Below are 12494 nucleotides of genomic sequence, written 5' to 3'. Positions count from 1 at the left end.
TGCAAGCCATCCGAACCGAATGCCTGTGGACGCATCTTTGCGCCGCGGGAGTGGACTCCTCTGCAGGCAGGTAAAATCAAGTGTATGGATAGTTTACAGGGCAAGGTTGCCCTTGTCACAGGCGCGGCAAAGCGCATCGGACGCGTATTGGCGTTAACACTGGCAAAAGCAGGAGCCAGTGTTGCTATTACCTACCGTGATTCCGAAGCCGAGGCGCAGAAAACAGTCGCGGAACTCGAAACCTTTGGTGGAAGGGCGCTGGCGGTGCATTGCGATGTGCGCGATCCGCAGTGCGTGGAAGCTGCCGTTGCCGAAGTGGTTGAGCATTTCGGGCAGCTCGACCTGCTGGTGAACAACGCCGGCGTCTTTGAAACGGCGGTTCTCGAACAGATCACCGTGGCGCAGTGGGATGCCATGTTCGAGACGAACACGCGCGGACCTTTTCTCACGGCCAAGGCTGCACATCCTCATTTGAAGTCTACTCGCGGACGCATTATCAATATCGGCTCACTTGGCGGCCTGCATCCCTGGCCGACACATGGGCACTACTGCACCTCGAAGGCCGCGCTGCATATGCTGACGCAGACGATGTCGAAGGCGTTTGCGCCGGAGATCAGCGTGAACTGCGTAGCTCCGGGAATGATCGTAAATGGGGAAGTTTCCACCGATTACGAGCATTTTGCGCACAAAACTCCGATGAAACGGAACGGTACTCCGGAGGATGTGGCGGCGGCGGTGATGTTTTTCGCTACCGGACCGCACTTCATTACCGGGCAGATTCTGAGCGTGGATGGCGGCCTGGGGCTCTGACCCCCTCCCCCCTCCTAATTTCTTCATTTCTTTTGTTTTCAATAAGATAGCGGGGGAGCATCCCCCGCTATTCCCCTGATTCTAATAGACTTAGGTCGTTCCTAGTATTTTCAATCACTTAGCGGGGGGCCCGCTAATGAACGTGGACCTTATAGTTCTGTTTTCCTTATTTAAGTTTAATCTTTTGAGGCATAACTCTCTGTCAATGATTGTGCAAACGAATATTGTTTTAAAGCAATGGCTTACGGCCGGCATGGTAAAAAATGGCTTGACAGCATATGTCGAAGATTCTCGAACCAGACTTATTCATAGCGCAGGGCTTCCATCGGATCGACCATGGAGGCCCTCTTTGCGGGGAAATATCCGGCGGCTGAGGTTACCAACAGTAAAAGAACGACGGCTGCGGTGAGACTTACGGGGTCTGCGCCTTTGAAGCCGACGAGCATGTTTGCTACGAGGCGGTCTGCCGCGAGAGCCACGGGAATGCCAATGGCGATTCCAATTGCCACCAGAAGCAGGATTTCGCGCAAGACCAGCCAGCTTACATTGGATCTAGCTGCGCCTAAGGCCATGCGAATTCCTATTTCATTGGTGCGGCGGCTGACTACGTAGGACATCAGGCCATAGATGCCGATGGCGGAAAGAAAGACGGCGAGCAGACCGAAGAAGGTCGAGAGCTGCGCTACCAAACGCTGGTTCGTCACGGTGCGTGCGACCTGGTCATCGAGAGTGGTGACGTGCGAGATGCGTACGTTATGGTTGATGGACTTGATGGCCTGTTGCACCGATGCGGAGATGTTGCTGAAGTCGCCGGAGTAACGGACCTCGAAGTCGCCAAAGTTCCACGGGCGCTGCAGGTATGAGAGATAGTTGACGTTCTCCGAGTTCTCCTGCAATGAATCGAATTTTGCGTCTTTGACTATGCCGATGACTTCGAAATCATGCTCGGGCTTGTTGTCTCCGAGGCCAAAGTGGTGTCCAACGGGATTGCCGGGCGGGAAGAGTGTTTTTGCGATGTGCTCGCTGATGACGGCCACGCGTTGCGAGGTTGCGGTATCGGCTGTCGAGAAGGTGCGTCCAGCGATGAGGGGAATCTGCATGGTGTCGAAGTAGCCATTGCCGACGACATTCTGATGCACCTCGATGTTCTCGTTGTTTGGCATGCCAGAGACGAAAATGGCGTCACTCCAGCTGCCCTCATGAAAGGTGAAGGAGGAGAAGCTTGCGGCTTTGACCCCCGGCAATGCACTGACACGAGACTCGATCTGCTGAAAGAGAGCGTTAAGGCGCGGGTCGTCTTCTTTATAGCCGGTGACGTCGGTCTCGACCTGAAGGCGAAGGACGTTTTCGCGATTGAAGCCTGGGTCAATGTGATTGAGGTTGACGAGGCTACGGAGGAAAAGCCCCGCGCCCACCATGAGGACGAGGGATAGAGCCACCTGGGAGACAACAAGAACTTTGGCGAGAGGATTTTTGGCTCTCGCACCGCCCGGTCCACGGCCGTCCTTGAGCGAGTCGGTGAGGTGAAGGCGAGTGGCGCGGAAGGCCGGTATGGTGCCGAAGAGAATTGCGGTTGTCACGGTCACTGCAAAGGTGAAACCGAGCAGGCGCAGGTTGAGGCCGATGTCGAGCGGTAAGGTTTCGAAACCGTCGGAGACCATACGAAGAAGAAATCGGTTGGCGACGACGGCGAATCCGATACCCAGCATGCCGCCGGCAAGAGCGAGGACGAGGCTCTCGGTAAGAAGCTGGCGGATAAGCCGGCTGCGGCGTGCTCCGAGAGCCTGACGGACGGCGAGTTCACGAGCTCGGGCGGTGGAGCGGGCGAGAAGAAGATTGGCGATGTTCGCGCAGGCAATCAGGAGAACGAGTGCGACGACGGCCATGAGTATTTGCAGAGGCTCGGAAAATTCCTGGCGAATCGATGAGAGGCCGTTGGCCATGGGGGTCAGCGGCACATGCGTCTTGCTGAGTTTATTCAGATTTTTCTGGCTCAGGACGGCATCAGAAAAGCCGCGTGTGATCTGCTGCAGCAACAGGTTGACGTTAGTAGTGGCCTGAGCCAGAGAAACGTCAGGTTTGAGGCGCCCTATCACGTTCATAGACTGGACGAAGTTCTTGTTGTAGGCGTCCCATCCGGGGGGAACGGATTTGGTCATGGACATGGGCACCCACATATCAGGGGATTCGCCGACACTGGTGCCAAAGAATTCTCGATGCGCAACGCCGACAATCGTGAAGATAGTGGTGCCGAGTTTGATTTTGCGATTGAGCACATTGGGGTCGCTGGCAAGAGAGCGTTTCCAGAAGCCGTGGCTGAGAACGACGACTGGATGATCGCCCTCTGAGCTGTCATCGGCCTCATTGAGCGTGCGGCCAAGCTGTGCCCGTACACCGAGCATAGGGAAGTAGGTGCCGGAGACGAGATTGACGTGCATCAGTTGGGAGTCGGTGTTAGATTCGCCTTCATTGTTGAGAACGAACCCATGCACGTCGTCGGTCATGCTGAAGATGGCTGCGACACCGGAAAAGACAGCGTTCTTTTGTTGGAGCTGACGGTAGAAGGGGTATGAATAGAGCTCCGTGCTGACAAAGTTGTCGCCGATGCCGCTGGAGTTTCCTCTACCAAGCAGAACGAGTTGCTGGGGATCTTTGACGGGGAGTGAGCGCAGAAGGACCGCGTCGAGAAGGCTGAAGATGGCGGTGTTCGCGCCGATACCCAGGGCCAATGACAAGAGCGCGACGACGGTGAGCGCAGGACTGCGAAAAAGTGCGCGAGCGCCGTAGACGATGTCGCTGAAGAAGCTCTCCAGTGTTTCCGATCCCCAGGCCATAAGACTTCTCTCCTTAATACGTGTGGTGTTGCCGAACTTGAGATGGGCTGCGCGAGCGGCTTCCACAGGAGAAAGGCCGCGGTCGAGTTGCTGCTGACGGCGAAGATCGAGATGGAGACGCATTTCTTCTTCAAGATCGCGACGGAACTGTTCGCGGTGGAAGAGCATCTGGATGCGCCGTTTGAGTTCTCCTGGCAGACCCATGAGTTTCTCCTAAGCCGGTTGAACAACCTTTGTAACCGCGCCCATGATGCGCTGGAATTTGCTGAGTTCGAGTGCGAGTTGCTTTTTTCCATCTGCAGTCAGAGTGTAGTAGCGGGCACGGCGATTGCCGGCGGTGACACCCCACTCTGCGACGACCCAACCTTTCATGAGCATGCGCTGGAGCGCCGGGTAGAGCGAGCCTTCCTCTACCTGGAGGACGTCTTCCGATTGCTGCTCGATGAATTCGGCGATCTCGTAACCGTGGAGTTTCTTGCGAACAGCGAGGGTCTTGAGAATCAAGAGATATAAAGTGCCTGGGGGAATTTCATCGCGGGACATGCTTGTTCTCCACTGACATAGTTAGACTATGCCAGTGTGAGCTTTGGCAAATGAAGTGTCAAGAGCATGTTTGTACTTAAGATGAATGATGAGCTTTTAAGCAGGCAGATTCGACCGCGATTATCTGGCGCAGAACGATCCAGCCTGCGGATAGCACGATACCGAATATGAGAGTTCTTCATTCAAGCCGAAGTGCTGTCATCGGATCCACGCGAGTAGCCCGTTTTGCGGGAATCCAGATGGAGGACAGCGCGACCGCCGCCAGCAAGAGAGGCGTAACGATAAACGCGATCGGGTCCAAGGTCTTTACGCCGAAGAGGAAGCTCGCCAGAAAGCGCGTCAGCCAGAAGGCCCCGCCTGTGCCGATCAGCACTCCAATCAGCGTGAGCGCCATACCCTGCCTGATGACCATGTTGCGAAGACTCGAAGCCTGCGCGCCAAGCGCCATGCGAACACCGAGTTCCTGCGTTCGCTGTTGCACGGAGTAGGACATGACTCCATAGACGCCGATGGCGGCCATGAGCAAGCCAGCAAATCCGAAGATAGTGAGAAGCAGCATGTTGAAGCGTTGACGCGCAGTATTGCGCGCTTCAATCTCGTCCATTGTGCGGATGTGCGCAACGGGCAGCCCGCCACTGGCGTCGCGAAGAGCAGCAGTGATTGAAGACGAAAGAGTGCGCGGGTCGACCTGACTACGAATGATCCACCAGAGCGGTGCGACTCGTGAATTGAGAGCAGTTTCGAGGTCCGGCATCTGTGCCAACGGAATGTACATCATGGGAAAGGGATCGCGATTCGGTCCACCATCGTGCGTGTCTCCCACGATGCCGACGACCTGACGCGGACCTTCAGCAAAGGCTGGGCCGGCACCGGGTCCGATCTGGATTCGATCCTTAAGCGGATCGCCTTTGGGCCAGTACTGGCGGGCCATCGCCTGATTGATGATGACAACGTTCGGCGCGGCTCCATTATCCTGCTCGGTGAAACTGCGCCCGCGCAGCAATGGAATTTTGAGTGCATTGAAGTAACGCCAAGAAATGGAATAGAAGCCTGCGCCTCCAGCGAAAGGCGAATTTCCTTTGGGCCGGCCTACGACATCGAAACTCATGCCGAATCCGCCAGCCATGGGCAGGCAATTGGACACGCCCACATCGACGACACCAGGAACGGCGAGCGCGCGATCTGTGCCATCGCGAACGACCAGAGCGACAGGAGCCGTTTTCTGGAATCGATCGCCGCTCATAGACATTGCCATACTAATGACATTGTGCGTGGCGAAGCCAGTATCGACGGCCTGCAACTTCAGGAACGTGCGGATGAGCAGCGCTGCTCCAATGACGAGCACAAGAGTGAGAGCCATTTCTCCAATCACAAGCGCGGAGCGAAGCTTGCCACTGCGAAAACCGATACCGGAACGGCTGCCGTTTTCGTTGAGCGTAGCTGCCAGATTCGGTTGGGAGGCGCTGATAGCTGGGAGCAGGCCGAAGAAGATTCCGGTGAGAAGAGAAATGCCGAGCGTAAAGAGCAGAATGTTGATGTCGAGTGTGACGGCAGAACCATCTTCGCCGATGCGAGGAATATTGCCCGGGTTGATGCTGAGCAAAAAGCGAACGCCTGCAAATCCAAGAATGAGACCAAGCGCTCCGCCAACGAGCGAGAGCGTCAGGCTTTCGGTCAGCAATTGGCGAATGATCTGACTGCGTCCCGCGCCAAGAGCGGCACGCGTGGCAAACTCACGCTTTCTCGACGAGGCTCTCGCCAGCAGCAGGTTCGCCACATTGGCACAGGCGATGAGAAGAACGAAGCCCACGGCTCCAAGCAAAACAAGAAGCGGAAAGCGAGTGTCTCCGATGGTCGCTTCCTGCAGTGAGGCAACACCGAATCCGCTATTGGCCGGGAGAGAGTCTTTTCCGTAGATACGCCGATACTCATCCGCAGCGAGACGCAGTTGCGCGTTGACCTGCGGCAGGGTGACGCCCGGCTTGAGGCGCGCAGACACGGTGAAGTAATGCGCCATGTCCTGCGAGTTCATATCGAACTGAAAAGGGACCCAGAGATCCGCCGGGGTATCGGTCACAAACCGACGGTCAATCACTCCGACAATAAGATAAGGCTGGCCATCAAGCTGGATCGTAGTGCCGACGACCTTCGGGTCAGCTCCATAGCGACTCTTCCAGAGACCGTAGCTCAGTACAGTGACGTGTCCACCGTGCGGGCTGTCCTCAGCTGAAGTGAAGGTGCGTCCTGCCACAATCGGAGCGCCGAAGAGAGAGAAGTAGTCAGCAGAGACGTGAATGCCCTGTACCTGTTCCGGATGATCGCCGCCGGTGATATTGAGCCCTGCTCCACCGAAGTCGTAGGCCGCGACCTGCTGAAAAACACTGGTCTGCTGATGCCAGATATTGAACTTTGGAATATTCGCTCCGGGAAACGATCCCTGCGGGCCCGTGTTCCTCATCTGCACCAGTGACTGCGGATCCGGGTACGTAAGCAGCTTGAGCAGTACAGCGTTGATGACTGAAAAGACCGCAGTGTTTACGCCGATGCCGACAGCAATCACAAGAATGGCGATGATGGTGAATCCCGGTGTCTTGCTCAGTCCCCGCAACGCGAAGCGCAGATCGCGCCATAAATCTTCCAGCCAGGGAAGAGAACGATAACGCCACACATGCTCACGCGTCGAGCGCGGATTTCCGAAGCGCACGTAGGCCTGTCGACGGGCTTCTTCCGAAGAAAGGCCACGTGCCGCATGTGCATCCTGTGAATGAGCGAGATGGGAATCGATTTCTTCAGCGAGATCTTGATCTTTGCTGGTGCGGTTTGTGAAACGCCGGAAGCTCATCTGCATTTCCTCCTGCCTTATTCGTGCGATTCACCCAGAATCAGACCAATGGCGCGAGTCATCCTATGCCAGCGCCCGGTAGCTGCACTGAGTTCCTTCCTGCCCTTACTTGTGAGTGTGTAAAACTTTGCCCTGCGGTTGTTCTCGCTGACGCCCCATTGCGACGAAACCAAACCCCGATCTTCCAGCCGATGGAGCGCGGGATAGAGCGAACCCTGTTCAACTTCCAGAGCATTCTCAGAAGTATGCTCAATGACTTCGGTGATCGCGTGACCATGTGCTGGTCCCATCAGCAGGGTGCGAAGAATCAGCATGTCGAGCGTGCCTTGCAGAATATCTCCGGCGTCCGGCGGTCGTTTCATAACCAAGTAGGTTCGCTCCACTAGAATGACTATGCGAAAAAATAGTACTCCACTCGAATGGCTATGGGAAGAAGATTATTTTCAGCCGCCTGTTTAAGCAGTAAAAAATCTCAGAGTCACTCATCGCTCTGACGCGGCAGAGATGTCGCCTCCATCCATGCCGCTGCTATCTGACATGAACAGAACGACTTACACTAATGGCATGCACGATACAGAATATGCGAGACGGGCGCTCGGCCATGTTCACGTCGTACCTTCGGATCCCGTTTGGGCGGAGCAATTCCTGTACGAGCGTGAGCGTCTGCGGCCGCTGCTGGGCCATGTTGCGGATCAGCTTCAACACTTTGGGAGCACGGCTGTCCCTGGGCTCAGCGCGAAACCCATTATCGACATGATGGCGCCTGTGTTCTCGCTTGATGAGGCGGACGCGCTTGGTCATCGCCTTACAGTTACAGGGTATCGAAAAATCGATGCAGGCTTCTTCAGGCGGCGCTTCTTCCGCAAGGAAGCGGAAGAAGCAGGTCCCGCCTTCCATCTGCACCTGGCTGTCTGCCCGACCTGGCCGATCAAGAACGAGTTACTGCTTCGCGACTGGCTGATTCAGTATCCAGAGGTAGCGCGTGCCTACGAGGCCTTGAAGATGGAACTTGCGGCCGCGTATGGCGACGATATGCCTCGATATACTGCAGGCAAAACTTCGTTCTTGCGCGGCGCCGTCAATGATGCGCGTCTTAGCATCGGTCTTCCCATCGAGCAGGATTGGGAGGAATAAATACCCTGTGTAAAAAATATTTGACATGCGTCGAGTGTAGGGCTATGTTTTGCAGTGTCAAATATTTTTGACACTGGAGCAGTTTGCCATGATGACAAATCTTTCCTACCGAGAGAAGTCTCTTTACGCGTCGCTAGCGGCGGAGCTCATTGTGTACGGCCCTTATTTTTTCCTGCACCAGCAAAACTCCGTCAACAAGGTAGCGGGCATGATTATCGGGATTATCGTGCTGCAGATCATTCTGCAATCAGTGATTGCTGCCTTCACGCGCAATCGTGTTACGGATGAGCGGGATCGTTTGATTGAGCTGCGAGGGTATCGTGCGGGTTACCTGACGATTGCATCGCTCATGGTGCTCGGGCTGGGCATGTTGTGGTTTCACGCGGCAGTCGGCCATCTTCGGCTGGATAACCGCATGGTCGGACTCCATTTTCTGAGTGTCTTCTTTGGCATGCTGGTCATCGCGGATATCACGAAAACGGCCGCGCAGATTGTGGCTTACCGGAGAGCGCTCTGATGCCCGCCATACGAAATCAGATTCGAGAACTGCGGGCTCTTCGGGAGATGACGCAGCAGGAACTCGCGGATCGAGTCGGCGTCACAAGGCAGACAGTGATTGCGATTGAGCAGGACAAGTATTCGCCTTCCCTGGAGACTGCGTTCAAAGTGGCAAGCGTGCTTGGTGTGCCGATCGAGCAGTGCTTCCAATATGATCCTCGCGGCAAGCGCTAATGCGTGCCATTCAGTGAGCAGCTTTATAAGGCGACTTCACTACAGACGCGATGAATCGAAAATGAAAAGATTCGTTCGCTTATGAAAATGTTCTTGACAAGCTGTGCTTATACCCTTTGAATTCGTATTGCGTTGATCTGATCGATATTGAGAGATTGAGGGCCTATGTACGAGCGAATACCGGGGATGAAATCCAGGCTGGACAGACGTAGTTTTATCAAGATGGCGGGAGCGGCTGGCATTGCTGCGGGAATGCAATCGATGGGACGTCCTCTGTATGCGCAGACATATCAGCCAACCTGGGAAAGCATTGACTCGCGCCCCACGCCTGCGTGGTTTACTCACGACAAGTTCGGCATCTTCATTCATTGGGGCGTGTATTCAGTTCCGGCCTATGCTCCGGTCATTCCCGGCAAACTGGCTTACGCCGAGTGGTATTGGCACCAGATGACGGAAGGAAAGAACAATCCCAAGGCGGATGCGATAGAAAAAGGTACGTGGGAATTTCACAAGAAATGGTATGGCGCCGATTATCCCTATCAAAACTTCGCACCGCAATTCAGGGCTGAGCTATTCGATCCGGATCACTGGGCCAATGTCCTGGAGGGCTCAGGCGCGAAGTATGTCGCGCTCACTTCGAAGCATCATGAGGGCTTCGCTCTGTGGCCCAGCAAGGAAGCATCGTCAGGCTGGGGACGACCATGGAATGCGGTTGAGACCGGTCCTCGGCGCGATGTTTTAGGCGATCTTACCGATGCAGTGCGGAGCAAGAACGTTCGCATGGGTTATTACTATTCGCTCTATGAGTGGTACAACCCTTTGTGGCTGTCTGACAGGCAACGCTTCGTCAGAGAACACATGTTTCCTCAATTCAAAGATCTGGTCACACGCTACAAGCCATCCATCATTTTCAGTGACGGCGAATGGGAAATACCTTCCTCCGAGTGGCACAGCCCTGAGCTGCTGGCGTGGCTTTTCAACGAGTCGCCGGTAAAAGACGAAGTTGTGATCAACGATCGCTGGGGCAAAGATACGCGTCACAAACATGGCGGCTATTGGACAACGGAATATACATCGGGCATGAGCATTTCGGACCATCCATGGGAAGAGAACAGAGGCATGGGCGTAAGTTTTGGACTGAACCGGGCAGAGCGACTCGATGGCTATCACACGGGACAGGAGCTGGTAATTATGCTGGCCGACACGGTGAGCCGCGGGGGAAATCTTTTGCTCGATATTGGTCCTGCCGCGGATGGGACCATTCCGGTCATCATGGAAGAGCGCCTCAGTCAGATTGGCAGCTGGATGAAAATCAATGGCGATGCGATCTATGGGACGAAGCCATGGAAAACAACGCGGCAGTGGAGTGCTGGCGAGGTTCCCAAAGCAAATTACAACGGCGAGTATGACAGCGCGTACGACGTCTCGAAATTGGCGGTGAAGCCTGAGCCGGGGAAGGCCGGAGTCGAAGCGCTTTTCACGTCAAAAGGGAATGATTTATACGCCATTTTGCCTCGCTGGCCTGAGTCCAGTTTTGAATTGAAAGATATCGTTGGGGTCAAGGGCGCGACACTGCTTGGTGATGCGACGCCATTGAAATTCAAGTCGAGCCATCATGGAACCGTCATAAGTCTTCCGGATCTTCCGGAAAATTTACGCCAGCAATCCGCATGGGTGCTCAAAGTTGCACTGTAAAGCCGTCCGGCTGCTGACAGCAATCCCTGAGCGGAGTTCCTGCAATAAATGAATACAGCCTTGGCTCGGACTCATTTGGAATGATCCATCGATACTATCGGCCTGAATTAGATGTCCTGCGCCTGATTGCTTTCCTACTGGTGTTTTTTACTCATCGCATGGATCTCGCGCCTATAGACAGTCATATCCATCCGTGGCGTTATAACCTGAGCCTGATCGGGGTCTTCGGCGTCCCTGTCTTTTTCCTGCTCAGCGCCTTTTTGATTACCGAGTTGCTGACCCGTGAACAGCAGCAGACAGGCAAAGTGCATCTGAAGGCGTTCTACACGCGGCGCGTTCTGCGGATATGGCCGCTTTATTTTGCAGCCTTCTTCGGGCTGGCTGCGTTAACGCGTTTCGTCCCGCATGCAGGAATCACCACTCCTGGTTCATGGCTGGCATTCACGCTTTTCTCCGGCAACTGGTACATCTGCAAATATGGCTGGTTAAACGCATATCCAGTCAATCCGCTCTGGAGTATTTCTGTTGAGGAGCAGTTCTATCTCACGATCCCATTGATTGCGCGCTATGGCCGTCGTCGCGGCCTGATAGCTATTTGTATCGGCCTGCTCGTAGTCGCTTATCTGGCGATCTTTCTCTACGCGCAACATCCTTCGGCGGGCTTCAGCAGTCAATGGACAAACAGCTTCGTCCAGTTCCAATTCTTTGCCGCAGGCACCCTGCTGTCACTTTTGCTTCGCGGACGTCTTCCTGAGCTCAATCTGATTTTTAGAGCCATTATCTTTGTCGCTGCGATCAGTTGCGGGCTCATCGCTTTTCTCAAATTTGGCGTAGAAGCAGACAATCCTCATCCTGCAAATGCGCTGGGATCGCTTACCGGATGGGCTTTTGTTCTGGCGGGAACGATACTGCTTTTTCTCGCCCTGCTGGGGACCTCAGCAAAATACCTTCCCAAAGCTGCTGTTTATCTGGGACGCATTTCTTACGGGCTATATATCTTTCATGCCTTTGTACTCTTTATGGTCTTTCACGTTTGGAAAGTAAGACTGACCGAACTGAGCCTAACGCTGCATCTCTCCTACTGGAGAGATGCCCTGGGAACTGTAATCACGCTGGCACTTACTATTTTGGTGGCTGTGCTTTCCTATCGGTTTTTTGAAAAGCCATTTCTGCAGCTTAAGAAGAGATTCACTTTTGTCCCTTCAAGAGATTAGAACTTCGCGTGCGGGTAGGAATGCTGAAATGGGGCCAGACGGCTTCTGCCCATACTTTCTCAATTAGTGCAGATGAAGGCGAAAGGCGGTATAGCTGATGATTTCGTGCGCTATGCGTGAGAGCGAGGTCTGCCAGTCGAGGCTGCGTGTCTCCGGTCGCGGCGAGGTGTAGACGGTAAGTCCGTTTTTTTCGCATAGGGCGTGGATGCGGAAGAGGTGGGTTCCATCGCTGATGACGATGATGCTGTTGAGGTGGTTAGTTCGTGCGATGACTGAGAGGCGTGCTGCGGATTGCGCGGTGTTGTTGCTTTGCGTTTCCGCGATAATGCCGGCCTCGGGAACTCCGTGGGCGAGCAGATAGTCATGGCCTACGCCGCCTTCTGAGTGCTGATCGCCCTCATCCGCGCCGCCCAGTGTGATGACCATGGGGGCGAGGTCTTTACTGTAAAGATCGAGGGCATGGTCGAGACGGGCGCGAAGCACCGGCGACGGCCGACCATCATACTCGGCTGCGCCGAAGACAGCGATGGCACTGGCTGTGCGCGCTTCGTCGCGCTCGGCATAGTAGCGAATCTGTCCGTAGACCCACGCTATCCACGCGACCCCGGCTGCCAGAATGATGAGAACGAGACTGAGCAGGAGCCGCTTGCCGGGACTGGCTTTTCCCAGGTTGGTGTCAGGCACGATCAT

11 protein-coding genes are annotated in these 12494 nt (G+C 54.9%); 6 read left to right on the top strand and 5 right to left on the bottom strand.

The genetic code is table 11. The features are described 5' to 3' along the window. The first annotated feature begins 84 nt into the window (after window positions 1-84). Window positions 85-810, top strand: a complete 726-nt coding sequence (locus tag GSQ86_RS05335) for an SDR family NAD(P)-dependent oxidoreductase (RefSeq protein WP_158748913.1) — start codon at window positions 85-87, stop codon at window positions 808-810. A gap of 302 nt (window positions 811-1112) precedes the next feature. Here GSQ86_RS05335 and GSQ86_RS05330 read toward each other — a convergent pair whose 3' ends face one another. From GSQ86_RS05330 to GSQ86_RS05315, 4 genes are all read right to left on the bottom strand, one after another. Continuing rightward, window positions 1113-3848 (bottom strand): ABC transporter permease, encoded by a 2736-nt coding sequence (locus tag GSQ86_RS05330; protein WP_158748912.1) that lies wholly within the window; start codon window positions 3846-3848, stop codon window positions 1113-1115. Window positions 3849-3857: 9 nt separating this feature from the next. Then, window positions 3858-4187: a PadR family transcriptional regulator gene (locus GSQ86_RS05325; RefSeq protein WP_158748911.1), complete on the bottom strand. Its 330-nt coding sequence runs from the start codon at window positions 4185-4187 to the stop codon at window positions 3858-3860. 178 nt (window positions 4188-4365) lie between these two features. Next, complete coding sequence (locus GSQ86_RS05320) at window positions 4366-7029, bottom strand: ABC transporter permease (RefSeq protein WP_158748910.1); 2664 nt, start codon at window positions 7027-7029, stop codon at window positions 4366-4368. Window positions 7030-7046: 17 nt separating this feature from the next. Beyond that, window positions 7047-7391: a PadR family transcriptional regulator gene (locus GSQ86_RS05315; protein WP_158748909.1), complete on the bottom strand. Its 345-nt coding sequence runs from the start codon at window positions 7389-7391 to the stop codon at window positions 7047-7049. 157 nt (window positions 7392-7548) lie between these two features. Here GSQ86_RS05315 and GSQ86_RS05310 point away from each other — a divergent pair, with 157 nt between their 5' ends. The 5 genes from GSQ86_RS05310 to GSQ86_RS05290 all read left to right on the top strand — a co-directional run bounded on the left by GSQ86_RS05310 (window position 7549) and on the right by GSQ86_RS05290 (window position 11804). Further along, entirely contained in the window at window positions 7549-8163 is a 615-nt protein-coding gene (locus GSQ86_RS05310) for a GrpB family protein (protein ID WP_158748908.1), read from the top strand. A gap of 88 nt (window positions 8164-8251) precedes the next feature. Continuing rightward, window positions 8252-8680 (top strand): hypothetical protein, encoded by a 429-nt coding sequence (locus GSQ86_RS05305; RefSeq protein ID WP_158748907.1) that lies wholly within the window; start codon window positions 8252-8254, stop codon window positions 8678-8680. Next, complete coding sequence (locus tag GSQ86_RS05300; protein WP_158748906.1) at window positions 8680-8895, top strand: helix-turn-helix transcriptional regulator; 216 nt, start codon at window positions 8680-8682, stop codon at window positions 8893-8895. Before GSQ86_RS05305 ends, GSQ86_RS05300 begins: the two co-directional genes overlap by 1 nt. A gap of 186 nt (window positions 8896-9081) precedes the next feature. Then, complete coding sequence (locus GSQ86_RS05295) at window positions 9082-10590, top strand: alpha-L-fucosidase (protein ID WP_158748905.1); 1509 nt, start codon at window positions 9082-9084, stop codon at window positions 10588-10590. A gap of 80 nt (window positions 10591-10670) precedes the next feature. After that, window positions 10671-11804: an acyltransferase gene (locus GSQ86_RS05290; protein ID WP_158748904.1), complete on the top strand. Its 1134-nt coding sequence runs from the start codon at window positions 10671-10673 to the stop codon at window positions 11802-11804. 63 nt (window positions 11805-11867) lie between these two features. Here GSQ86_RS05290 and GSQ86_RS05285 read toward each other — a convergent pair whose 3' ends face one another. Continuing rightward, window positions 11868-12494, bottom strand: coding sequence for a YdcF family protein (locus tag GSQ86_RS05285; RefSeq protein ID WP_158748903.1), 627 nt, complete (start codon window positions 12492-12494; stop codon window positions 11868-11870).

The sequence above is a fragment of the Acidobacterium sp. S8 genome (assembly GCF_009765985.1).
In the GTDB taxonomy this organism is placed as follows: domain Bacteria; phylum Acidobacteriota; class Terriglobia; order Terriglobales; family Acidobacteriaceae; genus Alloacidobacterium.
The sequence above is the reverse complement of the archived record's forward strand: the minus strand, read 5'-3'. Positions and strand labels throughout refer to the sequence as shown.

Excerpts from the sequence above, each read along its gene's own strand:
- GSQ86_RS05335 (WP_158748913.1), top strand. The coding sequence starts at position 85 with ATGGATAGTTTACAGGGCAAGGTTGCCCTTGTCACAGGCGCGGCAAAG.
- GSQ86_RS05330 (WP_158748912.1), bottom strand. The coding sequence starts at position 3,848 with ATGGGTCTGCCAGGAGAACTCAAACGGCGCATCCAGATGCTCTTCCAC.
- GSQ86_RS05325 (WP_158748911.1), bottom strand. The coding sequence starts at position 4,187 with ATGTCCCGCGATGAAATTCCCCCAGGCACTTTATATCTCTTGATTCTC.
- GSQ86_RS05320 (WP_158748910.1), bottom strand. The coding sequence starts at position 7,029 with ATGAGCTTCCGGCGTTTCACAAACCGCACCAGCAAAGATCAAGATCTC.
- GSQ86_RS05315 (WP_158748909.1), bottom strand. The coding sequence starts at position 7,391 with ATGAAACGACCGCCGGACGCCGGAGATATTCTGCAAGGCACGCTCGAC.
- GSQ86_RS05310 (WP_158748908.1), top strand. The coding sequence starts at position 7,549 with ATGCCGCTGCTATCTGACATGAACAGAACGACTTACACTAATGGCATG.
- GSQ86_RS05305 (WP_158748907.1), top strand. The coding sequence starts at position 8,252 with ATGATGACAAATCTTTCCTACCGAGAGAAGTCTCTTTACGCGTCGCTA.
- GSQ86_RS05300 (WP_158748906.1), top strand. The coding sequence starts at position 8,680 with ATGCCCGCCATACGAAATCAGATTCGAGAACTGCGGGCTCTTCGGGAG.
- GSQ86_RS05295 (WP_158748905.1), top strand. The coding sequence starts at position 9,082 with ATGAAATCCAGGCTGGACAGACGTAGTTTTATCAAGATGGCGGGAGCG.
- GSQ86_RS05290 (WP_158748904.1), top strand. The coding sequence starts at position 10,671 with ATGATCCATCGATACTATCGGCCTGAATTAGATGTCCTGCGCCTGATT.
- GSQ86_RS05285 (WP_158748903.1), bottom strand. The coding sequence starts at position 12,494 with ATGATCGTGCCTGACACCAACCTGGGAAAAGCCAGTCCCGGCAAGCGG.